The sequence below is a fragment of the Pseudoalteromonas sp. Z9A4 genome, from assembly GCF_011378845.1.
Lineage (GTDB): Bacteria > Pseudomonadota > Gammaproteobacteria > Enterobacterales > Alteromonadaceae > Pseudoalteromonas > Pseudoalteromonas arctica.
This window is the reverse complement of record NZ_WTLA01000011.1, coordinates 1-25,502: the sequence shown is the minus strand read 5'-3', so window position 1 is coordinate 25,502 and position 25,502 is coordinate 1. Positions and strand designations below refer to the sequence as shown.

The 25,502-nt window shown below is 39.9% G+C and carries 19 protein-coding genes; 10 read left to right on the top strand and 9 right to left on the bottom strand.

What is annotated here, in order from left to right; all coding sequences use genetic code 11:
• Positions 1-32 precede the first annotated feature (32 nt).
• Positions 33-758 (top strand): YebC/PmpR family DNA-binding transcriptional regulator, encoded by a 726-nt coding sequence (locus GQR54_RS10055; protein WP_024591562.1) that lies wholly within the window; start codon positions 33-35, stop codon positions 756-758.
• 200 nt (positions 759-958) lie between these two features.
• On the opposite strand, the gene GQR54_RS10050 is transcribed toward GQR54_RS10055, so the two are convergent.
• Entirely contained in the window at positions 959-3,148 is a 2,190-nt protein-coding gene (locus GQR54_RS10050; RefSeq protein WP_166377517.1) for a malate synthase G, read from the bottom strand.
• A 241-nt stretch (positions 3,149-3,389) separates the two neighbouring features.
• Between GQR54_RS10050 and GQR54_RS10045 the strand changes: the two genes are divergently transcribed.
• The 4 genes from GQR54_RS10045 to GQR54_RS10030 all read left to right on the top strand — a co-directional run bounded on the left by GQR54_RS10045 (position 3,390) and on the right by GQR54_RS10030 (position 8,741).
• Positions 3,390-4,991, top strand: coding sequence for an isocitrate lyase (locus GQR54_RS10045; RefSeq protein WP_010552885.1), 1,602 nt, complete (start codon positions 3,390-3,392; stop codon positions 4,989-4,991).
• A gap of 967 nt (positions 4,992-5,958) precedes the next feature.
• Positions 5,959-6,879, top strand: coding sequence for an ABC transporter substrate-binding protein (locus tag GQR54_RS10040; RefSeq protein WP_231609306.1), 921 nt, complete (start codon positions 5,959-5,961; stop codon positions 6,877-6,879).
• Between the two features lie 2 nt (positions 6,880-6,881).
• On the top strand, positions 6,882-7,934 hold the full coding sequence (locus GQR54_RS10035) for an iron ABC transporter permease (protein WP_033023434.1): 1,053 nt from the start codon (positions 6,882-6,884) through the stop codon (positions 7,932-7,934).
• A gap of 3 nt (positions 7,935-7,937) precedes the next feature.
• Positions 7,938-8,741, top strand: a complete 804-nt coding sequence (locus GQR54_RS10030; protein WP_008139336.1) for a heme ABC transporter ATP-binding protein — start codon at positions 7,938-7,940, stop codon at positions 8,739-8,741.
• Positions 8,742-8,970: 229 nt separating this feature from the next.
• On the opposite strand, the gene GQR54_RS10025 is transcribed toward GQR54_RS10030, so the two are convergent.
• The 5 genes from GQR54_RS10025 to GQR54_RS10005 all read right to left on the bottom strand — a co-directional run bounded on the left by GQR54_RS10025 (position 8,971) and on the right by GQR54_RS10005 (position 15,618).
• The gene (locus GQR54_RS10025; protein WP_166377515.1) at positions 8,971-9,432 is read right to left on the bottom strand and encodes a hypothetical protein; all 462 of its coding nucleotides are present in this window, start codon (positions 9,430-9,432) and stop codon (positions 8,971-8,973) included.
• A 79-nt stretch (positions 9,433-9,511) separates the two neighbouring features.
• Positions 9,512-11,578 (bottom strand): TonB-dependent receptor, encoded by a 2,067-nt coding sequence (locus GQR54_RS10020; protein ID WP_166377514.1) that lies wholly within the window; start codon positions 11,576-11,578, stop codon positions 9,512-9,514.
• A 465-nt stretch (positions 11,579-12,043) separates the two neighbouring features.
• Entirely contained in the window at positions 12,044-12,730 is a 687-nt protein-coding gene (locus GQR54_RS10015) for a 4'-phosphopantetheinyl transferase superfamily protein (RefSeq protein ID WP_166377513.1), read from the bottom strand.
• A gap of 343 nt (positions 12,731-13,073) precedes the next feature.
• Positions 13,074-13,805 (bottom strand): 5-oxoprolinase subunit PxpA, encoded by a 732-nt coding sequence (locus GQR54_RS10010; protein ID WP_166377512.1) that lies wholly within the window; start codon positions 13,803-13,805, stop codon positions 13,074-13,076.
• Position 13,806: 1 nt separating this feature from the next.
• On the bottom strand, positions 13,807-15,618 hold the full coding sequence (locus GQR54_RS10005; protein ID WP_166377511.1) for a glycoside hydrolase family 3 protein: 1,812 nt from the start codon (positions 15,616-15,618) through the stop codon (positions 13,807-13,809).
• A gap of 312 nt (positions 15,619-15,930) precedes the next feature.
• On the opposite strand from GQR54_RS10005, the gene GQR54_RS10000 reads away from it, so the two are divergent.
• Entirely contained in the window at positions 15,931-17,454 is a 1,524-nt protein-coding gene (locus GQR54_RS10000; protein ID WP_166377510.1) for a sensor domain-containing diguanylate cyclase, read from the top strand.
• A gap of 689 nt (positions 17,455-18,143) precedes the next feature.
• Here GQR54_RS10000 and GQR54_RS19720 read toward each other — a convergent pair.
• Both GQR54_RS19720 and GQR54_RS09995 read right to left on the bottom strand, forming a co-directional pair.
• Positions 18,144-18,329, bottom strand: coding sequence for a TonB-dependent receptor (locus GQR54_RS19720; protein ID WP_277344603.1), 186 nt, complete (start codon positions 18,327-18,329; stop codon positions 18,144-18,146).
• Entirely contained in the window at positions 18,319-20,217 is a 1,899-nt protein-coding gene (locus tag GQR54_RS09995; RefSeq protein WP_277344602.1) for a TonB-dependent receptor, read from the bottom strand. The genes GQR54_RS19720 and GQR54_RS09995 overlap by 11 nt, the downstream gene beginning before the upstream one ends.
• Positions 20,218-20,357: 140 nt before the next feature.
• On the opposite strand from GQR54_RS09995, the gene GQR54_RS09990 reads away from it, so the two are divergent.
• The 4 genes from GQR54_RS09990 to GQR54_RS09975 are packed head-to-tail and all read left to right on the top strand — an operon-like array spanning position 20,358 to position 23,717.
• Positions 20,358-21,167, top strand: coding sequence for an ABC transporter substrate-binding protein (locus GQR54_RS09990; protein ID WP_166377509.1), 810 nt, complete (start codon positions 20,358-20,360; stop codon positions 21,165-21,167).
• Positions 21,164-22,216 (top strand): iron ABC transporter permease, encoded by a 1,053-nt coding sequence (locus tag GQR54_RS09985; protein WP_166377508.1) that lies wholly within the window; start codon positions 21,164-21,166, stop codon positions 22,214-22,216. The genes GQR54_RS09990 and GQR54_RS09985 overlap by 4 nt, the downstream gene beginning before the upstream one ends.
• On the top strand, positions 22,213-23,001 hold the full coding sequence (locus GQR54_RS09980) for a heme ABC transporter ATP-binding protein (protein WP_166377507.1): 789 nt from the start codon (positions 22,213-22,215) through the stop codon (positions 22,999-23,001). The genes GQR54_RS09985 and GQR54_RS09980 overlap by 4 nt, the downstream gene beginning before the upstream one ends.
• On the top strand, positions 22,998-23,717 hold the full coding sequence (locus GQR54_RS09975; RefSeq protein ID WP_166377506.1) for a DUF2470 domain-containing protein: 720 nt from the start codon (positions 22,998-23,000) through the stop codon (positions 23,715-23,717). Before GQR54_RS09980 ends, GQR54_RS09975 begins: the two co-directional genes overlap by 4 nt.
• A 66-nt stretch (positions 23,718-23,783) precedes the next feature.
• Here GQR54_RS09975 and GQR54_RS09970 read toward each other — a convergent pair whose 3' ends face one another.
• Entirely contained in the window at positions 23,784-24,716 is a 933-nt protein-coding gene (locus tag GQR54_RS09970; protein WP_166377505.1) for a ChaN family lipoprotein, read from the bottom strand.
• Positions 24,717-25,502 lie beyond the last annotated feature (786 nt).

Here is a 25,502-nt window from a genome sequence, read left to right as displayed (position 1 = left end):
GCAAAACGTAACGTATTCATTAGGGGCACAAAATGGGCAGAGCATTTGTAGTTCGTCAAAGTTCTATGATCAAAACAGCCAATGCAAAAACAAAAGTAAACTCAAAGTATGGTAAAGAGATTTACGTTGCAGCAAAAAGTGGCGATCCCGATCCCGAAGTAAATCAAACACTACGCCGTCTAATCGAAAAAGCTAAAAAAGACCAAGTACCAGCGCACGTTATCGATAAAGCAATTGAAAAAGCAGCCGGTGGTGCAGGGGAAGATTACTCTGTTGCCCGTTACGAAGGCTATGGCCCAGGTAATTGCATGGTTATTGTTGACTGTTTAACTGACAATCCGAACCGTACAATTAAAGATGTACGTTTGCCATTTACTAAAACAGACTCAAAAATTGGTACTCCTGGCTGTGTAGCACATATGTTTGATCATTATGCGGTACTTGGCTTTGCGGGTGATGACGACGAAATAGTATTAGAAGCATTAATGATGGCTGATGTTGATGTTAGCGATGTTGAAGCCGAGGACGGTAAAATATCGGTATTTGCACCGCCAACAGAATACTTTAAAGCTAAAACAGCCCTTGAAGACGCATTTGAAGGCATTAACTTTGAAGTAGACGAAATTACGTTTATTCCTCAAGTTAATATTGAAATTGAAGACGAAGAAGTTATTGCTAACTTTGATAAATTTATAAATATGCTTGAAGATTGTGACGATGTACAAAATATTTATCACAATGCTATTGTAAAAAATTAGATTTAATTAGCTAAAAGATTTAAAAAGCGTGTTTTGTGTATGCAAAACACGCTTTTTTACGTTTGAATAAATGTTAGATATTCATGTGTATTATCTATATACCTTTAAAATGCCTTAAAAGTGATGTTATTCTAATTTTAGGCGATAAAAAACCAGCTTAAAAGCTGGTTTAGCACTTAATCTGAACTTTGCTTAAGCGGTTAAAGCGTATTCGTTTTTTGTGCTTTATATTTTATACGGTAGCTATGTAGTAGTGGTTCAGTGTAACCACTAGGTTGTGTTACACCCTCCAAAACCAGTGCAAGTGCAGCTTGAAACGCAATGCTGTTATTAAGGGTTTCTTCGTTTATTGCCATGGGTGTATACGCAGTGTCGTGCTCGTTTTGACCATCAACTACTTTGGCCATTTTAGCCATTGTTGATTTTATTTGCGCCTGTGAACACACGCCATTTAGCAACCAATTAGCCATATGCTGGCTTGAAATACGCAGTGTTGCTCTATCTTCCATTAGCCCGATATGGTTAATGTCGGGTACTTTTGAGCAACCAACGCCTTGATCAATCCAACGTACAACGTAACCTAAAATACCTTGTGCGTTGTTTTCTAGCTCACTTTGAATATCTTCTTTTGAAAGCGTTTTAGCATCTGTCATTAGCGGCGGTGTAAGCAGGTCATTAAGGCTCGCAATAGCACGTTTAGCTATACTTTGCTGCTCGGTAAATACGTTTATATCGTGATAATGCATTGCATGCAGAGTAGCGGCTGTAGGGGAGGGCACCCATGCTGTATTAGCGCCTGATTTAGGGTGAGCTTGTTTTTGCTCCATCATTAATGCCATTTTATCTGGCATTGGCCACATGCCTTTACCTATTTGTGCTTTATGACTTAAGCCACAAGCAAGGCCAATATCGACGTTGCGATCCTCATAAGCTTGTATCCATGATTGCTGCTTAATCTGTGCTTTTGGAAGCACAACGCCCGCTTGCATAGAGGTATGAATTTCATCGCCTGTGCGGTCTAAAAATCCAGTATTTATAAATACAACACGCTCTTTAGCTGCATAAATACAGGCTTTTAGGTTTACAGAAGTACGGCGTTCTTCATCCATAATACCCATTTTAAGCGTGTTTTTAGGTAAGCTTAGCGCTTCCTCTACTAAGCTAAATAAAGTGTTAGTAAACGCTACCTCTTCAGGGCCATGCATTTTTGGTTTTACTATATTAATACTTTGCGCGCTTGAGTTTTTTATACCTGTTTTTTTATTTAGGTCGTGCAGGGCAGCGGTAGCAGTAAACATCGCATCCATAATGCCTTCAAATACCGGTTGATTGTACACATCGGTAATAGCTGGGTTCGTCATTAAATGGCCAACGTTTCTAACAAACATCATGCTACGGCCTTTTAAAGTAACTGTGCCGCCATCGAGTGCGGTGTATGTTTTATCACTTTGCAGAGTGCGCTCTACGGTTTTATCGCCTTTTTTAAACGATTCAACTAGGTTACCTTGCATCAAACCAAGCCAATTTTTATAAACTTGTACTTTATCTTCTGCATCTACCGCAGCTACAGAATCTTCACAATCCATAATGGTTGTAAGAGCGGCCTCTAACACTACATCTTTTAAGCCTGCTTTATCTGCTTGGCCAATAATGTGGTGGTGATCTATATGTAGCTCTATGTGTAAATCATTGTTTTTTAATAACACTACGGTTGGGTTTTGTGCTTCACCTTGATAACCAATAATCTGAGATGGGTCAGCTAATGTGGTTTGAGAGCTATCACGTAACGTAATTAAAAGTGCGCCATCTACTACTGAATAATTAGTGCTTTCTATATGCGAGCCATTAGTTAACGGCAATGCTTTATCTAAAAACTGGCGAGCGTAGGCCATTACCTTAAAACCACGAACAGGATTGTAGGTATTGCCTTTTTCGGCTCCATCGTCTTCGCTTAACACATCTGTACCGTATAAAGCGTCGTATAACGAACCCCAACGTGCGTTAGCGGCATTAAGTGCAAAGCGTGCGTTACTTACAGGCACAACCAACTGAGGGCCTGCTGTAAGGGCTACTTCGGGTTCTACATTTTTGGTTTCAATTTCAAAGTTGGCAGGCTCTTTAACTAAATAGCCAATATCTTGCAAAAAGGCATGGTACTTAACGCTATCCCACGTTTTATTAGCAAGATGGTAGTCATCTATTTGCTGTTGAAGCAATTCTCGCTTTTCAAGCAGTGCCTTATTTGTAGGGGTAAGTGTTTGAACTATATGTGCAAAGCTTTGCCAAAATTGATGCTCACTTAAGTGAGTGCCTGGTAGTAATTGATTTTTAACAAAATCAGCGAGTTGTGTGTCTACGCTGAGTCCTGAATGTGTGAGAGTGTGGGACATAATTGCCTTCCTTAAACGGTCGCGATGTTGTTGTGTGCTTGTGCGTTAAGGCAACAATAACTCAAAAAGGCAATGTTGAGTGCTTTTTAGCCATTCACAAAATGTATAGCCACAATAACAACTATAAATTTACTAAATCTAGAAAAGGAGCCTAATGTTGAATCAAGCGAAAAGGAGCACACACTCCTAGCCACTCTCACAACATTAAAATAATTTACACACTCGTTCGAAGGATTTTATTATGACAACATATCAACGCGAAACAGACACACTCTCTACTCTTTGCCAATCACAAGGCAGCGCATGGAAAGCTATTAACCCTGAATACGCAAGCCGTATGCGTTTACAAAACCGTTTTCGTACAGGGATTGAAATTGCGCAATACACAGCAGACGTTATGCGTGAAGATATGGCTGCATATGACGCCGACACAAGCCTGTACACCCAATCTTTAGGGTGTTGGCATGGCTTTACTGCCCAACAAATGATGATGGCTATTAAGCGCCATCAAAAAACAACTAAACGCAGCTATGTATACTTAAGTGGCTGGATGGTTGCAGCACTTCGCTCTGCATTTGGTCCGCTGCCTGATCAAAGCATGCACGAAAAAACATCGGTACCTGCATTAATTGAAGAAATTTACACATTTTTAAAGCAAGCTGATGCACGTGAACTAGACCACTTGTTTAACGACCTAGATGCAGCAAAAGCGAATGGCGGCGATGTTCAAGCTGTTATTGATAAAATAGACAACTTTGAAACTCATGTTGTGCCAATTATTGCTGATATTGACGCAGGTTTTGGTAACGAAGAAGCAACTTACTTACTGGCTAAAAAAATGATTGAAGCCGGTGCGTGTGCCATTCAAATAGAAAACCAAGTATCTGACGCTAAACAATGTGGTCACCAAGCGGGTAAAGTGACCGTTCCACACGAAGACTTTTTAGCAAAGATTAACGCAGTACGTTACGCCTTTTTAGAACTTGGTATTGATAACGGTATTATTGTGGCACGTACAGATTCATTAGGTGCCAGCCTTACTCAAAAAGTACCTGTGTCGCAAACACCAGGTGACTTAGCAAGCCAATACAATGCATTTTTAGAAACGACGCCAATTAACGGTGTCGATGACTTAAATGAAGGCGACACGGCAATGAAAATTAATGGCCAGTTATGTAAACCAACTCGCCTAGATAACGGTTTATTTCAATTCCGCGAAGGCACTGAAAAAGACCGCGTAGTACTAGATTGTATTACGAGCTTGCAGTCGGGCGCTGATTTACTGTGGATTGAAACAGAAAAACCACATGTTAAGCAAATCGCTGAACTGGTAAATCGTGTAAAAGAACACGTACCAAATGCAAAACTGGTATACAACAACTCGCCTTCGTTTAACTGGACGCTTAAGTTTCGTGAGCAAGTGTATCAAGAGTGGGAAGAAGCAGGCCGTGACCTTAGTGCTTACCCAAGTATTACTGATAATAAAGGCCTTATGGCACCAGAAATGGATGCAACAGAACTTGCGCAAGCAGCCGATTTACTAGTGCAAAACTTCCAGCGCGATGGCGCACGTGAAGCCGGTATTTTCCATCATTTAATAACCTTGCCGACGTACCATACAGCTGCGCTAAGCACTGATATCTTATCAGAAGGTTACTTTGGCGATATGGGTATGCTGGCTTATGTACGTGATGTACAACGCCAAGAAATTCGCCGCGAGCAAGCTTCTGTTAAGCACCAAGACCTAGCAGGGTCTAACATGGGCGATACGCACAAAGAATACTTCTCTGGTGATAACGCGCTAAAAGCCGGTGGTGAAGATAACACCATGAACCAGTTTTAATTCCTAACTAGATAGTGTTACTCAAGGGCCAATAGGCCCTTTTTTATTGTTTTAAATAAAGTTAGAACATTGAAGCATAATTACAGATCAGACTTTAACTAACCTAATCATGTTGGATCACGATTTAACTACCTGAGTAAATTTACAGATCAGAGTTTAACTAACCTTTCATAAAACGACCTTTTTTAGGTGATTTTGCTGTAAATAGCGTTTACAGCAACTAAAAAAAGCGGATAAGTGACTGACTTTTGCTTTAATAGACAAACAGAGGAAATTTATAAACCGATTTTTTACTAACTTCTCGTTGCTATAAAACAAAATTTTACTAACTGAGAGGGTATAAACAGTGACTCAAACCGATATTTTACCAACTCAAGTTACAAAAAAGGCTATAAACCGAAATTTTACTAACTGAAGCTTTAGCTAAGTCCGATATTTAACTGTCACAGAAGTGTAAAGGGGGTTTACAGTTTGAATACTATAGCGGTAAATATAAAAGCCACTTATTTGAAGTGGCTTTTATTTGAACTATAAATTTTATACATAGAGTTTAGGGTCTGTTAATCTTTCAAGGTTAAATTTGCAGCAGCCTGTTTGGTATTCGGGCGAGGCAGAGCCTACATAGTGTGGTTATTTACCATAAGTAGGTGATGGCAAGCATAAATGACACTCGCTGCTATTTAGGTTTGACTTGGTGATGAAACCCTTTTGTTACCCAGTATTTTACTTATTCTTACAAGGATACAGCCATTAGAGTAATGCGGGCCGTATGAGGTGACTTGGTTACACATTTCACGCCGTGATTAAATAGCCTTTAAATTGAAATCATTTAACTCCGAAAGCTCACATACCTTATTAACTAAGAGGCTAAACTAATTTTATAGAACATTAAAGCAATCATAATAAAAACTACAAGTTGCGAATGAAAACTGTTAGTATTTTTGTTTTCAAACTAAATTTAACATCAATGAAACTCTCATCTATTTTATTTATTACGTTTGTTACTTTACTTGCTAAAAATTATGTACATGCAAGTTCGCAGCCTCTTAATCCACAGCGAATAGTGGTTGCAGGGGGCTCAATAACAGAAGTTATTTACGCCCTTGGTGAACAACAACGCATTGTTGGCGTTGATAGCACCAGTGTTTATCCAGCCGCTGCAACTCAGAAGCCACAAATTGGCTATGTTCGCAAAATAAGCGTTGAAGGTGTGTTGTCATTAAATCCAGATCTTATCCTCGCTGAATCAGATATAGGTCCTAAAAAAATGGTTGAGCAATTAAAGCTCACTGGCGCTAATTTGGTTATCTTGCATGAAAACGACAACTTTTGGCGTATTGAAAACAAAATAGAGCAAATAGCCAAACAATTAAATGTTGTGAGTAAGGGCGATATGCTCGCACAATCTTTGCAAGCGGACCGCAAGGCCTTGTCATATATTTTAGAGCAAACAAGTACTAAACCTAAAGTTTTGGTTATCCGCAGTAGTCAACTTATGGTTGCAGGGGCAGAGACGACTGCTGATGAGTTGGTAACTATTGCAGGTGGAGTGAATATGATGGCTCAAACAGTGGTTAATTGGCAGACGATTTCAAGCGAGGCTGCATTGGCACTAAATCCTGATGTGATTATTAGTATGGGAATTGGCGCCAATGATCAGCAACCAAGCGCTGAAATATTATCTGTTTTTAAATATTCAAATGCGATAAAAAATGGGCGTATTTACAATTTTGATGCGCTCTATTTGTTAAGTATGGGGCCTAGAACGCCTCAAGCGGCCGTAGAACTAGCGCATGCATTTTATCCTAAAACACGCTTGCCAGATGGCTATCAATATAGATTTTTAAAATTAGCTGAAAACAGCACAAAACAACAGGACGAGCGATAGTTATGCTGGCGTTAGGAAATAGGTTATTAGCGCAACAACGGATACGGGTTTTATCTATTCCTGTTTTGTTTATTATTTGTATATTGGTATTTTTTATTGCTCTAAGTCAGGGAGGGGTTGTGATAACGCTGCGCGAGACGATGCTTATGCTAACCCAGCCGGTAGATGATCAGCTTAAACACGCTATAATTTGGCAGATCCGCCTTCCTCGTATTCTACTTTCGATGGTTGTTGGAGCTGGTTTAGCAACCTGCGGTGCTGCAATGCAAGCTTTATTTAGAAATCCATTAGCAGATCCTGGTTTGATTGGCATTGCCAGTGGTGCAGCGTTAGGTGCAGTAGCAACTATTGTATTAGGAACAAGCTTGTTTGCTAATTTTAGCGACAACTTAGGCTACTATGCGGTGCCTGTAGGGGCATTTTTGAGTTGTATTGCGGTATGTATGTTTATCTATCGGTTGGGCGCGCAAAATGGGCGTTTTACTATTGTTAGCCTACTACTGGCAGGGATTGCCGTAAATGCGATTGTAAACGCTATTATCGGTATCTTAACACTGGTAAGTAATGAGCAACAATTACGTGATTTAACATTTTGGAGCATGGGCTCTTTGGCGGGGAATCACCTTGCGATGATAATGCCAACACTCGGTATTATTATTGGTTGTTGTATTGGTTTATTACGTTTATCTAAACCTCTTAACGTGTATTTATTAGGAGAGGCTCAAGCGAAGCATGTCGGCATTAATGTGACTAAATTGAAAAAGCAGGTTTTTATATATACGGCACTTTGCACTGCAGCAGCCGTAGCAATTACGGGCGTTATTGGTTTTGTTGGCTTAATAGTGCCGCATATTATGCGCTTAATATTAGGCCCTGATCACCGTTATTTATTACCAGCTTGTATGTTAGGGGGAGCATTAATGCTTAGCCTTGCTGATTTATTTGCCCGTACCATAATGCTACCAGCAGAAGTGCCCATTGGTCTAATAACCAGTGCTATTGGCGGTCCATTCTTTTTGATTATGCTGCTAAAAACTTACCAAGGAGCAAAGTGAACTATGTTAATTGGCAACCAGCTTAGCGTAAAAATTAAACATAAAACGTTGCTGGATAATATTGATTTTTATGTAAAACCACATGAAATTGTAGTTATCATTGGTCCCAATGGCGCAGGTAAATCATCATTAATGAAAGCATTATCAGGAGATTTGCCGTTAAGTGGCGGAACGGTAAATATTAATCAACGAGAGTTAAATGAGTATAGTTTGCTAGAGCTTGCTAAATTAAGGGCGGTATTAACCCAGAGCTACGAGTTAGATTTTCCTTTTACCGTTAATGAAGTTGTTGATATGGCGCATTTTAGTCATCAAGAACAGTGCACGCAGGCTACTTTGAAACAGTGCTCTAATGATGCAATGAAAGCCGTAGGGATTACTCACCTAGCACAGCAATGCTTTACTCAGCTTTCTGGTGGTGAAAAGCAACGTACTCAATTAGCTCGTGTATTGTGCCAATTACAGCCAAGTTTAACTCAGCAAAAAAATGCTTATTTATTAATTGATGAACCAACTGCTAGCTTAGATTTATATCATCAATATGAAGTCATGAACCAAGCCGTTACAACGGCAAAACAAGGCGCGGGAGTTGTTGCTGTTCTTCATGATTTATCACTTGCTGCGAGCTTTGCAGATCGAATTTACATGCTTGATAAAGGAAAAGTTGTTGCTCATGGCTCGCCTGAAGAAGTACTAACACAGCGCCATTTAAGTAATGTTTATAATATTAATGCAAAGCTGCAAACAGATATTGAAGATGTACTTCCTCACATTATGGTGGCGGAAAAAACACTCACAAATATATGATTTTAAGTTGTATCGATTACATATTATTGAGTGTTTTTATAAAGGGGTAACTAGGGCGTGTTGAATTTTGGTGGTTGAATTTGCAGAGGCCTGTTTGGTTCACTGCCCATAAATAGGCGATAACGCAGCATAAAGACCAAACATGCGCTTCCCTTTGAGGGACGATTAACTCTTTGTTGCCTTGTTATCGACACGATTTTCTTACCTCAAAATAGATCACTTAATTAAGCTAATTGGTATTACCGCAATGAGAGTGGACAAGTGTAGCTACATCTTGTAATTCAATATTTTCAGGTATCGCTATCTCTTTGGTTGATGCCTGCAGCCATGTTGCAGCATCATCAAGTGATTTAAATACGGCTCCAGGTATACCAAAGGCTTTTTGAACGCTCATATTCTGCAATTTTTGATATTGCTCCTCAGGAACAACGATAAGCATCGCTTGAACAAGTTGTAGCATTTTCTCTGCCGCACCATTTTTAAGCCATTCTTGTGTTGCAGGACCCGCCCCTTTAGGGTGTTGTAAGGATGCTTCATCTGTATAAACACGCACTACAATAAATGCTTCAGCTCTATCAAACCAACGATCCCATGATATTAAAGAGTCTAAGTGCATTGCTAGCGTGCACTCCCCCTTTGCTACTGTTACAGCTAATGGCCAGAGGCTGCTATCGTATTTAATTGTTGTCATACTTAATAACCTTTGTTATTGATTTTATAGATTTTTCCACGGCAAATGATTTAGCTTTGCCGTGGAAAAATCTGATTGATTAGAATGTATACTGTATGCCCGCACTAATAGTTCTTGGTTGGGTCAATACTGCTGTATCAAAGTTAGTATCAGGTTCATTGCTATCAGCAGGTGCTGTACCTGGATACAATGCAACAGGAGCATCTTCATCAAAAATATTACGTACTGAAAGATACACTTTAGCTTGCTCAGAGATAACGTAGTTCAAACTTGTATCAAAGGTCGCAAAAGCGTCTGTTTTACCGCCTTCATCGTTTGAAATACTGGTATACCAGCCATCAGTGTACTGGCCACTAACGTTAACAACCCAATTATTTGATTGCCATGTGGTCCCTAATTTCATAGAAGCAGAAGGAACCGTAAGTAATGAGTTCCCTTCTAGGCCTGAGTTTGGATAATCAGTGATCTCAGAATCTAACAGTGCAAAACCACCATAAAGATTGAACTGATCATTAATCTGCCAATCGGCATTAAATTCAAAACCAATAGTAGTTACTTCGTCTGCATTTCTAACTACATAAGCTTCATCACGTGAGTTTTCAGGTGTTAAATCAAAAGGTAGTTGCATGTCTGTATATTGCGAATAAAACAGGTTTTGAGATGTGCTTATACTGTTATTAGCCCATTGCTGACGACCATAGATTTCTAAAGAGTTTACGTACTCTTCATCATATTCATAGTTAACAATTGGTGCGCCAAAGGAAATGCCGCCGCCGCCTGCATTATACCCGCGAGATAATTGTAAACCGACAATATGCGTATCACTTACTTGGTAGCTGAGCCCAAGCTTAGGTAATAAGGCACTGTAGTCGTTATCAGATTCTATTTTTGCAATCGCTCTATCAGGATCACCGCCTTCACGTTTGCGGTTTTCTTTTTCGTAGCGTAAACCTGCCGTTAGCTCAAATTTGTCACTAAATGGGAGGGCACCCTCAGAGTAAATTGCAAAATTATCTGAATCATCAGTAAAGCTTTGTTTTACAATGAATTGGATCCAATCATCTTGTTTTGAAGTGTAGTAGCGACTACCAATAACCCATTGTTCGCCGTTATCACCTTGATAGCGTAGACGAGGTTCTATCACAAACCCTTTGTTATCAATATTCGCTTTAGAACCATCTGGCGTAGATTTACGTTCAAAATTAAAGTCTGTTGCTGAAGCCGTTACCTCTAACTGTAGTTGTTGAGTTAATGATGCGCTGTATTCAATGCCTAAGCTTTTAGTATGCGTAACATGAACGGGTTGTTGCGGAAAGTTAGAACGACGCTGATCAAATGGATAATCAATGATTTCACTATTTGGACCACTGTATTTGTTATCGGTTAGTGTGACAACAACGCGTGTACCGTATTTGTCATCGCCCTCATAAAGTAATTTCCCTCTAATTGCACGGCCTTCCATGTCAGCTGGGTCTTTAACACCAGGGTAAGATTCATAATCAACAGATGAACTACGTTCAAATTGATCTGCTGCAATTCGTAAGGAAAACTGCTCAGAAAGAGGTTGATTATAAATAGCTGAAAATCGTTTTTGGTCTAAATTCCCGCCTTCAGCACGAATTGTGAACTCTTGTTCAAACGTCGGATCTTGTGTTTCTACGCGTATTGTACCTGCTATTGCATTACGCCCAGCTAAAGTACTTTGTGGCCCTCTGAGAACTTCAATTTGTTCAAGGTCCCAAATACCTAAATCGCCAAAAACTATTTCGTTATAAGTAGCTGAACGACCATCAATTTGCCAGTTTAAGCGTGCTCTGCTGCCTGCAAAAAATGCATTCGCGTTTTCTGCGGCTCCAGTACCATCAATACCCCTTACTGTTGGAGCTTTACCAGTACCAGTGACCATTGTGATGTTTGGAATTTCGCTTAGTACGTCTCTTACTGTTCTTAATTCGGGGCGGCTTTCAAGTTCTTTACTATCGAAAACAACAACGCTATTACCACTTTGTAGTAGACTTCTTGATAATAACTCTCCAGTAACTTCAATAACGGTCATTTGATCCACTGCGTCATTGTTATCAGTATTAGCTAAAGCTATAGTAGATGTAAGTGCTGCGAGGGGGATTAAAACATCCTTAAATTTCACAGGTATTCCCTTCTGTAAATGATAATGATAATGATAATGATAATGATAATTGCTTTCAATGCTATATTCAATTGTATTAAAATACAACACTAAAGTTAATTAATGTTGTATTTTTAACTTAATTGTTAATCAGTAGAGAGGTGGTTTGGCTGTTATTTCAATCTAGGGCGATTTAATCGCGGCGTGAGGTTTGTAACCTAGTGGGCTTGGTAACGGCTCCTGCGTTACCCTACTGGCAGCGCATATTTGGCATTTATTCAACGTTATCGCCTATTTATGGGGAATAACCACACTACATAAGCTCAGCCTTGCCTAAATACCAAGCATGCGGCTGAAAATTTAACCTCGAAAGATAAACAGGTCCTAGACAAATTTTTTATCTATTTGTTTCAAATAAAAATTTTAACGACGTATAGTGCAATTTAATTCGTTAAATTGCTCAAAGGTTTATGCAGGTTGGTATAACTAGGAATTTTTGAATTCGCACTCTGTGAGCACTACATTTTTGTCACATTGGTAAAATACGGTTAAGTAAGTGTCTTTAGGCACTTGCGGTGAAAGTGCTTGGGTTATTTTAAATTGCAGTTGTTGTTCATTAAAGGCAATGAGCGTAGCCGCTTCAAAGCCAAAAAATTGTTTCACACTTGCGTACAAAGCTTTAAAAATACTTTCTTTTGCTGAGAAGATAATGGTTAACGGGTGTGATACCTGCTCTGCGAACAATCTAAACTGAGGATAATCATTAGGGTGCAAAATTTGTTCTTGTAGCTCTCGCTCTTGTTTTGCGCTCATTAGCTGTTCGATATCAATACCAATGCCAGCGATATCTGTGCGCTGAGAGGCCATTGCCATTGCAATCCCTTGAGTATGGGTAATACTAGCGATAACTTTATCAGGCCATATCGGCGCGCGATCATTGCCAGAAAGAATATCAAAAGAGGAAATACCGAGTGCGTTTAGTACTTTTTTCGCACAAAATCGGCCAGCCAAATACTCGGCCTTTCGTTTTGTGACTGCTTTTTGAAGTTGCAGCGGTGAAAAAATCTGATAACTCGAAAAGTCACTATCAATAAAGTGGTTACTATCAAATTTACAACAAAAAGTGCTGTGGCTAAGGTAGGGTGTAAACTGAGTATAAGGGGAAAGTTCCATATGCTATTTGCATTTTTCCTAGAATTAAGAGTAGCGCTTTAATGGTACGTTAAAAATATAATAAATAAAGTAAAGTTTATGACCTGTGCTGAGCTTAAGCTCATTGCGTAATGTACAATATGAATGATTAATTAACCTGAGCTCTGGATAATAAATCTATATCGAGCAGCTATTTTCAGCGCTAACTGCGTTGAATTTACTTGCAATAGGCCCGCTATTGACGCGTAAATTCGTCTTTTTTTCACTGAGAATCTCTGGCTAGAGAAAATAAAGTTAAATATCACCATGGTTCAATACGTAGTAAATCTCTTAACCAGAGCCAGGTTACTTAGTTTTTGAGTGTTTAACGAGTTTGGCACAGAGCTTTGATCTCCTGAATAAGGGCAATGCTTGCTTCGTTATCGCTATGCACACATAAACTATCAGCATGTAAAGGTAATACCTTTCCCGATTGAGTTATTACACAGCCTGTAGTTAACAATTGTTTTACTTGCGCAATCAGTGCCGATTTATTATGCACGCTACCAGGAATATTCCGCGATACTAACAGTCCTGCATCGGTATATTGACGGTCCGCGAAGGCTTCTAAAATTAATGTTAATTGGTATGTTTTGGCAAGTTGCTGATGGCTTTGTGCTTTAGCCGTTGCAAGTAGCATGAGCTTTAATGGGGTTGGGTAGATGGCAATGGCATGCATGACAGTGTTTAATATTGTTTCATCAGCCATCATGTCGTTATAAAGCGCACCATGTGGCTTTACGTAGCTAAGTGTTAATCCCTGCACTTTTGCCATACCTTCAACCGCTGCAATTTGATAATGCAGGCAGTTTGTAAGCTCTTTTTCGCTAAGATTCATTGAGCGTCTACCAAAGCCTTGCCTATCGGGGTAACTTGGGTGAGCACCAATTTGAACATTATGCTGTTTGGCAAGTAGCAGCGCATTTGCCATTACGTCGGCGTCACCTGCATGGAATCCACAGGCAATGTTAGCCATATCAATATGTGGCATTACATCATCGTCTAGCCCCATTTTCCACGCGCCAAAACTTTCGCCTAAATCACAATTAAGTTTCATATTAGTGCGCCTTTTGCGATTTTATTGTAACAGGCAGTACGCCGTTAGCAGGCGCTTCACCAAGTAACACTTTTGCAAGGGCGGTAAAAGCAGGCCCAGATACAATATCGTTTTTATCTACATCAATATTATATGCGTAAGATGCAAGTACAGCATTTGCATAATTACCAAATTTAGCAATGTCGTAAGGGGCTCTTAAGCTTATAAACACAGTGTTTTTATTACTCTGCTTTGCCATATTTAATAATGACTCAAGTGCTTTTGGTTGCTCTGCATTATTAAGTGCAAAATTAGGATCGTCTTTTAAATCATCCATACCGCCAATTTCGACCGCACTTTGATTAGGCGTTGCATTGCCGGCTATAACTACATCAGCAGCGTGTATTTGTGTTTTTGCGAGTGCAGGGTCGAACCCTTGTAAGCTACTACAGCTATAGGTGAATTTTTGCAGGCTGGTAGCTTCAATTGCTTGCTGCATTGCCATACATTTACGCGTGTCGGGCATAATAATATGAACATTACTTCCTGCTTTTAAATTAAGCGGCAAAGTACTGTTATTATTTTTAACTTGCGTTATTGCCTCTACAGCAAGTTGCGCTTCTATTTCACGATGTGCTGCACTGCCAACAACCTGCTTAGCTTCAGTAAGCGCGGTAATAGGGTCAAAATTAGTGCTTAATCTAAATTTATTTTTAAGAGAAATTATACGCATCGCAGATTGTGCTATTTCTTGCTCATCAAGTTGGCTTGATTTAACCGCTGCAACAAGCTCTTTAATAAGGGCATCGAGCTTGTTTAAATCATCCGGTGTTCTTATTTCAACGGGCATTAGGGCAATGTCAGCCCCAGCCGCAAACGTATTTATTACCGCTTGAGTTGGTGTGAAAAAGTTACTAATGCCAGCCATATCAAGTGCATCGGTTACTACAACACCTTGGTAATTAAGCTCACCACGTAAAATGTCAGTAATGATTGCGCGCGACATTGTTGCCGGTTTTATCATAGTTTTGCCATCAATACTTACAAACGTTGTGCTATCGAGCGCTGGGTACTGAATGTGCGCCGTCATGATCATGCCAGGGTTTTGCTTGGCGATAATGTGTTTAAACGGTGCTAGGTCTTGCTCGTAAATAACTTCTTTTGCATGGTTTACTTTAGGCAAACCTGTATGGCTATCTACATTTGTATCGCCGTGGCCCGGGAAGTGCTTTAACGAGGTAATAACACCGTTGTTCTCAAATCCTGCTACCTGTGCGGCGCCTAACTTACTCACTAATGCAGGGTTTTCACCAAACGAGCGTACATTAATAACAGGGTTATCGGGGTTCATGTTTACATCAACCGTAGGCGCGTAGTTTACATTGATACCCAGCGAGTTTAGTTCTTTAGCTATAACAGTTGCTGTTTTTGTCGCAAAGCTTATACCGTGTTTTTTGTAGGTTGCGCCAATCGACATATTACCGGTAAATGATGTAGCAACATCGCGTGGTAACCGTGCTACACGTCCACCTTCTTGATCTATAGATATAAATAGAGGCAGCTTACTACTGGACTTACTTGCAGCTGTTTGCAATTGGCTATTAAGCGTAATGGTTTGTTCTATTGATTGAGTGTTTTCAGAAAATAAAATAACCCCACCAATATTATACTTTGTCACTATGTTTGCTAACTCACTTGGCAAACTAGTCATTGGCGTTCGGCATTGTTTACTCGCACCTTGCTCACAGTAGTAGCGAAAGTCGAGTATTAACTTTTGACCAAGCTGCTGTTCAAGAGAAAGTGTTGATTTAGCGAAAGAAGATTGTAATGGCATTAAACACCCAGATAAAAAAACGATAGACGATACAGCATACTTATTTAGCAAAACGCTCTCCAAAGCAAAGGTTTAGTCGTACTTATGTTATGCAAATATTTGTTTAGCTTAACTACTTTTGTAAACAACCGCAAAAGCGATTGTTATAAAGGCTACAACATAAAAGCATTTAGTTAAGTCAGCTGACTTAACTAATAAACACTTAAACGGGTATAATACTTAACTTCGTATAATACGCGCTGAATTTTAGTGCTTTGGGATGCAGCTTTGCTATATAAATTACTACCCGCTTCAAATTTAAGATTTCTTATATTGCTACTCGCATTCTCTGCAGCACTGAGCACATTGGTAGGGAGTTTTTATTCTACCTATCAGGTTCAAAAAGAGCAGTTAACATCATATACGCTAAAAAGTAATTTAGCCTATGCACAAAAATTAGCCTCCGCAACTGATAACTTTTTAAAGTCTGCGCTTCAGCAGCTTGAATACTCAGCTAAAATTATTGAGCAATCACCAAATAACTCCAAATTATTAAACGATGAAGCCATTCGTTTAAATCATCAAACGGATAGCTTTAACTCTGTTGTGATTAATTTACATGGTGTAGTTGCAGCGACGTCGCCTTACTTTGAAAGTTTAATAGGCCAACAAATACAGTCTCCAGGAGCAATAGAAGCACTAAAAGAAAAACGCCCATTAATTAGTGAGCCTTATTTATCGGCAGCTGATAATTTAATTGTTTTTATTTCGCACCCGCTATTTGATTCTGAAGATAAGTATTTAGGTTATATTGGGGGCTCTCTTTATTTAAAAGAGAAAAATATTTTAAATGAGCTTTTAGAACAACATTACTACAAAGGTGGTTCGTACCTTTATGTTGTTAGCTCAAATAAGCGCATTTTATATCACCCAGAACCTGCCAGAATCGGCAACGTTATTGCTAACAATGCTGTGATTGACGCTGTTATAGATGGCGAAATAGGCACTTCAACGGTTATTAATAGCTTAAATAAGCCGATGCTCGCAGGCTACGCACCCATTACTTTATCTAAATGGGGAATAGTGGCGCAAAGACCATTAGAATCAACGCTCTCTTCGCTAGATACATTAACTATTGAAGTCATTGAACAAACAATACCTATGGCATTAGTCACATTTATTTTTATTGGTTTATTCGCACACTTTATAGCAAGGCCGCTAAAGCGATTAGCCGATAACGCAAATACACTCGATGATCCAAAAAGCTTAGAAAAACTTAAAAGCGTGAAGTCGTGGTATTTTGAAAGTCAAAAACTGAAGTTAGCGATGTTAAGAGAGGTTACTTTATTACAAGCACAAATAGGTGTGCTACGCCATGACTCACAAACAGATCCCTTAACAGATACGCATAACAGAAGAAGCTTAAACGGCCTACTTAACCAGCTTATGCTAAAGCAAACCCCGTTCGCTATATTAGAAATTGATATCGACTTTTTTAAGCGTGTTAACGATACTTTTGGGCATGACAAAGGCGACGAAACTTTAGTTTCGCTAACAAATATAATTAAAAAACTATCAAGAAGAGACGACATAGTATCAAGAATCGGCGGTGAAGAATTTGTTCTTGTGCTACCAAATGAAAACAGCCAAAGTGCCTATAAAATAGCAGAGCGTTTACGTAAAACAGTAGAATCGACAGAAATAAACACCATTGGAAAAATCACTATTTCTATAGGTATTGCGACCTGGCCTGAGCATAGTACTGATATTGCCCAAGTATATAAATGTGCCGATAAGGCGCTATATCATGCTAAAGAGCATGGTCGTAACCGATGCGTAGTGGCCGATATTAGCTAACCACAGCTTTGTTAAGTAATACTCTTTATTACCTTAAATTGATAAATACTTTACACAGAGTGCATGAGTTTATTAAGCCAGCCATCTGCTTTTGATGGCTTGTAAATCATTTCTATGCCTTTGCTATAGTGACTGTTAACCCCCTTTACAGTTATTTTGTAAGCCCTAAATCGTCAATCACAAAGTTAGGTAAATACGCTAATCCCAAAGCAATTTCACTACTAAACTAACCTTTTAAAATCCGTTATATGTTGAAAAGCTAATGACAAATAAAACACAAAAAATGCATTTTCATTAGTAAAACTAACGCAGCAGCAAGGCTTGGTAATTCATAAAATACAAAGTAAACCAAGCTATGACTCGTTAAGATTAGAGCCGCTTACTAAGGGGGAGTATAACGGGGAATTAGAATGCGACAGCGCAATAAATACAACGCTTGCAAGTAAGCTAACGGCATGTTTTAAAAACGCCCCTAGCTATTTAGAAAACCAATACTTTGCGATTAATTAATTTATAAATAACGGCGATTTTGGCTTTAAAAGTGCTGTTTATATAAAGTGTTAATGGGCATTAAGTATGTAGAAGTGTACCTGAATATACTCACCATTAAGTAATTTGACTTGAGTAAATATGTGGCAGGTAAACGCTGCATACCCATGCAGCGTTTATTGCCATTTGTTTAGCCCTAATTAAAACTGATAGCTTACCCTTGCTGAAAAGTTACGCCCAGATTGGGTGTATTGGCTAAAATCAGCACTTTGCGATTGACCTGCAATCAACTCAAAAGGTACATATTCTTTATCGAGCAAGTTAAGTACACCTACATTTAGCTGCCACGCTTGCCATTCGTAGTGTGCGTATAAATCAACAACCATGCCCTTTCGTAGTTTTATCATCGTTTGCATCAAGTACTACATCCGATTGCGATTTAGCTAAACGCAACGCAGCGGTCCAGTTAATATTACCCAGCTCTGTACTTAACAATATTGAGCCATTTAACGGGCTAATACTGGTAAGTGGCTGATCGGTTTCTTTATTCTCACCATCAACGTAGGCTACGTTTGCCTCAAGTAGTATATTTTCAGCGACATACATGGCAATTCCTGCTTCTACACCGCTTATTTGTGTTTCGCTAATATTTTGATATTGATACAAAGTTTTGTTTACATTAGGAATGTACGTTGGCTCAACACCTACTACGGCGGTTTCAATAAAATCATCGAATGCTGCATAAAAAGCACTTAAATTTACGCTAATATCGCTGCTGGCGTATCTTAGCCCAAGCTCAAACGAATCACTGCTTTCAGGGTCTAAATCGGCGTTTGGTAATATTTGATAAAACGGCTCAACGCCGTGGCTTTGATAGGCTTGGTCGTGTGGTGGTATTTTAAAGCCTCGTACGTATTGCCCGTACCACGATAAGTTATCATCCACTTGGTATATAACACCTAGCTTAGGCGAAAAAGCAGACTCGGTAATATCGTCAAGCTGCGCATCAGCGTATAGCTCATCATTTTTAGCTTCAAGGGTGTAGTAATCATATCGCACGCCCGCAATAACCGACCATGCACTGTTTTTAAACGAAATACTGTCTTGTACATAAGCGCCAATTAAAGAGGTATCAGCTCCGGGAAATGCTTTTTGTTTTTGATCTGAAAAATCAACGGTGCCATCGGCTAAAATACGTGTTTTAAAACGAGGGCGGGTGGTGTCGTATAAGTCGATATCAACTCCATATACCACTTCATGATCGGTGGTTTCTCCTTTAAGCCCTTTATTAAATACCGCTTTTAAACCTAAAATATTTTGCTCAAAGCGATAATCGTTATAATCGGTGTAGGTGCTTGCGCCACTAATCGCGTCACTTTGCTGCTCGTAACTACTATAAGACACTTGCCCGTACCATTTATCAAACGCAGCTGTAGCTACTTCTGAATGATAATCTAGCGCCAGTGACCAACTAGTGTCGTCTTCCTCGGTTTCTTGAACCGTGGGGGTTATTACTTGCTCAGTCGTTTGATTAAAATAATCAAGGGTGTATTTAAGTGTGCGTTTTTCATCAAGCTGTTGCTCAAATTTAACTAATAAAGCGTCCGACTTTGCATCATAACCGGGTAAGTTTTCGTCGTAGTTTTGTACTTCTTCGCTGTCGCGATGGCTATAAACTGCGCTTACTGCAAAGTCGCCTAAGTCTTTTGCACCGGTAATATCAGCAGCAATTTGGTTACTTTGACCTTGATACCCCAGTGCTATTTTTACATAGCTACTGTTATCTTTTAGGTAATCGCTTGGATCTTTAGTGGTTATAACCACAATGCCACCGAGTGCGTCAGAGCCATATAAAGACGATGCAGCACCTTTGGCTACTTCTACTTGTTTTACGCCTGCTACATCAAAGTAATTGCGGCCAACTAAATAGCCCCCTCCGCCTGCATAACCATCGTTGGTGCGTCGGCCATCTTTTATAAATACAACACGGTTACCACCAACACCACGTACAGTAAGTGTTTGCGCGCCTGCACCACTGCCTGTGGTTGCAATGCTTGAATCGTATTTAAACATGGTTTGTAAATCTACAGCTAGCTGGCGCTCTATATCTTGCTCGGTAATAACAGTTACTGAGCCTGTTACATCTTTAAGCTTTTGTTCAAAACGCGAGCCACTCACAACAATATGATCGTCAATTATGTTTTCGGCAAATGCAGTGCCCGATCCGAGTAATAAGGTTGCTATAGCAGTAAATTTAAATGCAGAGGGCTTCATTTTAACTCCAAATGATAATAGTTATTATTTATGGCGAGGATGTTACAACTAAGTCAAATTAAGATCAATTAATTATGATAATCATTTTCATTTAGATTTAGCTAGTTATAATAGCCGAAAAATAAAAGCCGGAGTTTGTAATGAAATACCTATTTATATTGTTTGCTTTAGTCGCTCAACCTGCACTTGCACAGGAGCGCGTTATTAGTGCTGGCGGCACCCTTACAGAAATAATTTATGCGCTGGGCAAACAAAGTACCCTTGTAGCGGTTGATCAATCTAGTATGTACCCACAGCAAGCTACGCAATTACCACAAGTGGGTTATTACCGTGATTTAGCGGCAGAAGGCGTGCTTTCTATGCGCCCAACCACCTTATTAGCGCTTGAAGGCGCAGGGCGAAGCCAAGCACTTAAACAAATTGAGGCAACTGGGGTTAAACTAATTCATTATAAAAAGCCCACCTCAGTTAATGAGCTACTTGAGCTAATTAAACGCCTTGGTACCAATTTAAACGCCAAGCAAAAAGCGCAATCACTTATTACGCACATTACAGACTCATTACCTGAAAAAGCAAAAGCGCAGACACACAGCGCGCTATTTTTACTCTCAGCTAATGAGCGCGGGCTTGTTGCCGCAGGGCAAGAAACCGTCCCTAATTTATTATTTAGCTATGCGGGCATTACTAATATAGGCGCTACACATTCAGGCTTTAAAGTAATTAATACCGAAGTACTTGCTGTAAATCAGCCTGACTTTTTAGTTGCGCCAAGGCATGTTGTACAAAGCATTGGCGGCAAGCAGGCTTTTTGTAAGCAACCGAACCTACGCTTATTAAAAGCTGCGCAAAGCTGTAACTTACTTGTTATGGATAGCCTGCTTTCGCTTGGCATGTCGCCACGTATTGCCACAGCAATTAATGAGCTTAACGAGTATAAAACCCGCTTATGAACACCCTAACATTGAGCCGCTTTGTGCCTATAACACTTAGCCAAACTCATAAATGGATGCTATTAGCCTCTGTTTGTATTTTTGCTTTGGCGCTACTAAGCATAGGATACGGCCCTGCAGGATGGGATTGGCGTTTAGCTATTGCTTGGCTTGCGCCCGAGTACTTTAATCAGTTTGATGCACTGCAAATTAATGTAGTAATGCAAATACGTTTGCCGCGTTTTGTGCTTGCTGTATTAGTAGGGTTGGTACTTGCCCAAACAGGCGCGTCAACCCAAGCGTTGTGCCGTAACCCATTGGCAGACCCATCTATTATTGGCATTAGTGCAGGTGCGGCAATGGTTGCAGTCGCGTTTATTGCACTTAGCGCGCAGTTTAATTTTAACGCTCAGTTGTATTTACCTTATGCGTCGTTTTTAGGGGCGCTTGGTGTTACCTCGCTGGTATATTTTATTGCCAAGCAGCAGGGGCAAATTAATATCACCACACTTATATTGGTGGGGGTTGCTATTAACGCGTTAGCATTCGCTGTTATTGGGCTACTGAGTTTTTTTGCCGACGATAGCGCGCTACGATTAATAAATTATTGGACCATGGGCTCATTAGGCGGAGCAAGCTGGAGCACGATTATTCAAGCTGCGCCGTTACTATTTATCAGCCTAATTGGCCTGTGGCGGTTAAAAAACCCCATGAACTTACTCCTTATTGGCGAGTCACAAGCTCAGTACCTAGGAGTAGACACTAATAAGCTTAAATTGTATGTCATTATACTCGTTGCATTAGGGGTAGGTGCGGTTGTAGCGCTTACCGGTTTAATAGGGTTTGTTGGCTTGGTAGTACCGCATATTGCCCGCTTAATGGTAGGGCCGCATTTACGTAATATGCTGCCGCTTTGTATGCTAATTGGCGTGGTGGTATTGCTACTTTCTGACTGGTTAGCACGCATTGTTATAATGCCAGCAGAGCTACCCATTGGCATTATTACCGCGCTATTGGGCGCGCCATTGTTTATTTATTTAATAGTTAAAAATAAGCGAGGTTGGTCATGATCACGTTTAATAACTTAAGCGTTGGCTTTGATAATCATAACGTTTTAAACACCATTAGCGGCAGTGCTAAAGCAGGGCAGCTTGTCGCACTACTTGGTGAAAATGGCGCGGGTAAATCAACCTTACTGCATACCTTAGCAGGAATGCATTCCTTTACAGGCAGTGTACTTTTTAATACAAAGCCTTTAGCCTCACACGCTAAAAAACGCCTTGCAACACAGCGCGCAGTCATGATGCAAGCAAACCACGTAGGGTTTGATTTTACTGTATTTGAGCTTATTGCAATGGGCCGCTACCCGTATGTAGAGTCATTAAAAATGCAAAGCGAAAAAGTACATAAATACGCCGCTATTATGGATTTAAGCCATTACTTAACTCGCCGCGTAAGTGCGCTTTCGGGCGGAGAGCAACAACGTGTTCATATGGCGCGTACCTTAGCGCAGCTTAATGCCTTTACACAATCGGCAGAGCCTAAACTAATGCTGCTCGACGAGCCTACATCAGCACTTGATATGCGCCACCAACATGCACTGCTCAGCTGCGTTAAAACCTTTGTAGAGCAGGGCAACAGCGCCATTATTGCAATACACGATCTAAATTTAGCCAGCCTTTATGCAACCGATGCTATTTTATTGCACAACAAAAAAGTGCTGCAAAGTGGGCCTATAAACACCGTATTAACTGAACAAAACTTACAACAAATGTACGCCATGAAACTGCACGTAAATCCTCATCCTTATAACGATGCACCCATGGTTTTTTCCCAACGTCAGGAGTTTTTATGAGAGAGCAAGCATTAAACGATGCACGCACCTTGGTTTACAAAACCAATGCGGGTGTCATGTCGACTATTTCTAATAATTTACGCGGCTACCCGTTTGGCTCAGTAACCCCCTATATGTGCGACGAACAAGGCCGTGTTTACTTTTTTATTAGCGATATAGCCCAGCACACTAAAAATCTAAAGCACGACTCACGTATGAGCCTTACCGTATTTGACGCCACCGACAGTGGCGATCAAAACGAGCACGGCCGCATAACGCTCGTAGGTGATGGCTCTGTTGTGCCAAGTGAGCAAGCAGACACTTTACTCAACAATTATATTGCCTTATACCCCGAAGCCGCCAGCTATCGCAACGCGCACGACTTTCAATTATGGCAATTAGACGTAATACGCGTGCGTTACATTGGTGGCTTTGGCAAAATATTTTGGCTTGAACAAAACGAATGGCAAGACGAGGCAAAGAGTTGGGACGAAAGCCAGCAGCAAAGCATGATTAATCACATGAACGACGATCATCAAGATGCTATGTCGCTCATATTAATGCAGCACTATAACGTAGCTGATAACACCCCAATAATGAGCGGCTTATTACCCACAGGCTTTTATATACAAAGCCAAAAGCGTAACTACTTTATTAACTTTAAAACCCAGTGCAACAGCCCGTTAGAGGTACGTAAAGCGCTGGTTGAGCTAACCAACCAAGCTCGAAGTAACTAAAATAAATACATGACGACATAGTTAACCTGAGCTCTGGTTAAGAGATTCACTAACTATGTCGTTATTTTATAAGCAAGCTGTTTGCTCGCTTCGCTTGCCTAAAGCTTTAAAAGCCGCTTGTTGATGTTCTTTTTGTACATAGCGAGGAGGCAAAGGGTTAACCTGTAATTGGTATCCACTTTGATTAGCTTGCACATTCACTACCGGCGATATCCAAACAACATTTAACTCCGGCGCTAAACGCTTAATAACGCGCGCTATACCTTCGCCATTTTTTACATGAAAATCGCCCGCTATATGCATTACCTGCGTATCTTTATAATTATTTAAATAGTTAACGATAGACTCCCCCATGGTTTCATCCCATGTAACTTGCGCAGCATAATAGTTTTCATTTTGACTGGGTGAGCCGTGGTGCATTGACGCCATAAAGCGTTGTTTATAGTCACTGGGGGACGTATCAATAGTGGCTGCAATATAGCTTTGCTGTGTTTCATCAAGCTTATTTAGGTAACTTATGCCTTGCCTGCCAATACACGTAACAATATTTTTTGGCGCATTTGCAGCGATTACATCGCTATTGTTCGCTTTTGCCAGCTGTACCAGCGCACGATAATCGCTTTTGTAATTAGACCACGCTTGGGTGTTATCAATTAAGTATTGCTCACCGATTTCACTCTTAACGTACTGGTTTAAAGTAAGCTGATCGGCGCGGCTAAATTGTTCAAGCGACAGTGCTGTGCGTTTGTTACCTACACTTAATTGCTCAAATAACTCAGCCTGAAATAAATGCACGCCCGGATGTGTATGCCATTCACCCACTAAAACCACATCGGCATTTAGTAGCTTGGGCTCTAATAATACAGAGCTAACAGGCTTTGCTTGTGCATTATAAAGTGCTGAGTAATAAAGCGATGAGCTTTTATCAGGCACCGTGGCTGTTGTGCTACAACCACTCAAACCCGTAACTAACGCCAGAGTTAACATAGACTTATTCATACACACCTTTAAAACCCTTTAATGCAAATAATTATCAATATCATATACTTGTAATACCTATTAAGCCAGCCAAACTGCTGCTTACTTACATAATCAAGGAAATGAGCGAAACGCGCATTTATATGCCTTAACTTTGCTTGTAAATATTAAATAGCTTTTGATAGCAATGCCTTAGGTAATTTGTTAAAACTGTATAAAGTAGAAACATGAGCGTGACATCGGCAGAAGTATGCTCGATTCGCGGCCTATAAAATTGTTAGATGTTAAATGGAGTTCTATGAAGCATCCACTTTTTAGTGAAAACATGGAAGATGGTTTTAGCCTATTCTTACTAAAATGTTCAGAATCAAGAAGCTGTCTCTTATTTGGTACCTCAGCTCTTTTGTTATTTATATTTGCAAGTCAAAATACCAGTTTTATGAGTTTCCTTAATGAACACTGGTTTGGTAACATTCTTAAGATTTTATGTGTAATTGGAGCTTTATTAAGTTGGTTTTCAGCACAAGCACATTCATATAAAAATGGACACTTTAAACTAGTAGCTTCCATATTCTTACTTTGGCCCATTATCTATATATACTTGTTTTATATACAGTTAACTAAAAAACCTAACGTAAATATCAAATGAAAAAATTATAGTTGGCTGTTTTTTGTTCCTAAAACCATTTTGGTCAACTATATTTTTCCGCTTATGTAAGCGTTGAGGCTGTAGAATTACTCTTTTTAGGAACGTATCCAACTATTTTTTTGTTGGTTGCTTTTTAACCTTGAATCCATCTGTTCGCT

What these genes read in the sequence shown, in the direction of transcription:
- GQR54_RS09995 (WP_277344602.1), bottom strand. Translation starts at nt 20,217, where the DNA reads ATGAAGCCCTCTGCATTTAAATTTACTGCTATAGCAACCTTATTACTC.
- GQR54_RS09990 (WP_166377509.1), top strand. Translation starts at nt 20,358, where the DNA reads ATGAAATACCTATTTATATTGTTTGCTTTAGTCGCTCAACCTGCACTT.
- GQR54_RS10045 (WP_010552885.1), top strand. Translation starts at nt 3,390, where the DNA reads ATGACAACATATCAACGCGAAACAGACACACTCTCTACTCTTTGCCAA.
- GQR54_RS19720 (WP_277344603.1), bottom strand. Translation starts at nt 18,329, where the DNA reads ATGGTTGTTGATTTATACGCACACTACGAATGGCAAGCGTGGCAGCTA.
- GQR54_RS10040 (WP_231609306.1), top strand. Translation starts at nt 5,959, where the DNA reads ATGAAACTCTCATCTATTTTATTTATTACGTTTGTTACTTTACTTGCT.
- GQR54_RS09980 (WP_166377507.1), top strand. Translation starts at nt 22,213, where the DNA reads ATGATCACGTTTAATAACTTAAGCGTTGGCTTTGATAATCATAACGTT.
- GQR54_RS10010 (WP_166377512.1), bottom strand. Translation starts at nt 13,805, where the DNA reads ATGAAACTTAATTGTGATTTAGGCGAAAGTTTTGGCGCGTGGAAAATG.
- GQR54_RS10055 (WP_024591562.1), top strand. Translation starts at nt 33, where the DNA reads ATGGGCAGAGCATTTGTAGTTCGTCAAAGTTCTATGATCAAAACAGCC.
- GQR54_RS10005 (WP_166377511.1), bottom strand. Translation starts at nt 15,618, where the DNA reads ATGCCATTACAATCTTCTTTCGCTAAATCAACACTTTCTCTTGAACAG.
- GQR54_RS10035 (WP_033023434.1), top strand. Translation starts at nt 6,882, where the DNA reads ATGCTGGCGTTAGGAAATAGGTTATTAGCGCAACAACGGATACGGGTT.
- GQR54_RS10050 (WP_166377517.1), bottom strand. Translation starts at nt 3,148, where the DNA reads ATGTCCCACACTCTCACACATTCAGGACTCAGCGTAGACACACAACTC.
- GQR54_RS09985 (WP_166377508.1), top strand. Translation starts at nt 21,164, where the DNA reads ATGAACACCCTAACATTGAGCCGCTTTGTGCCTATAACACTTAGCCAA.
- GQR54_RS10025 (WP_166377515.1), bottom strand. Translation starts at nt 9,432, where the DNA reads ATGACAACAATTAAATACGATAGCAGCCTCTGGCCATTAGCTGTAACA.
- GQR54_RS10030 (WP_008139336.1), top strand. Translation starts at nt 7,938, where the DNA reads ATGTTAATTGGCAACCAGCTTAGCGTAAAAATTAAACATAAAACGTTG.
- GQR54_RS09970 (WP_166377505.1), bottom strand. Translation starts at nt 24,716, where the DNA reads ATGAATAAGTCTATGTTAACTCTGGCGTTAGTTACGGGTTTGAGTGGT.
- GQR54_RS09975 (WP_166377506.1), top strand. Translation starts at nt 22,998, where the DNA reads ATGAGAGAGCAAGCATTAAACGATGCACGCACCTTGGTTTACAAAACC.
- GQR54_RS10015 (WP_166377513.1), bottom strand. Translation starts at nt 12,730, where the DNA reads ATGGAACTTTCCCCTTATACTCAGTTTACACCCTACCTTAGCCACAGC.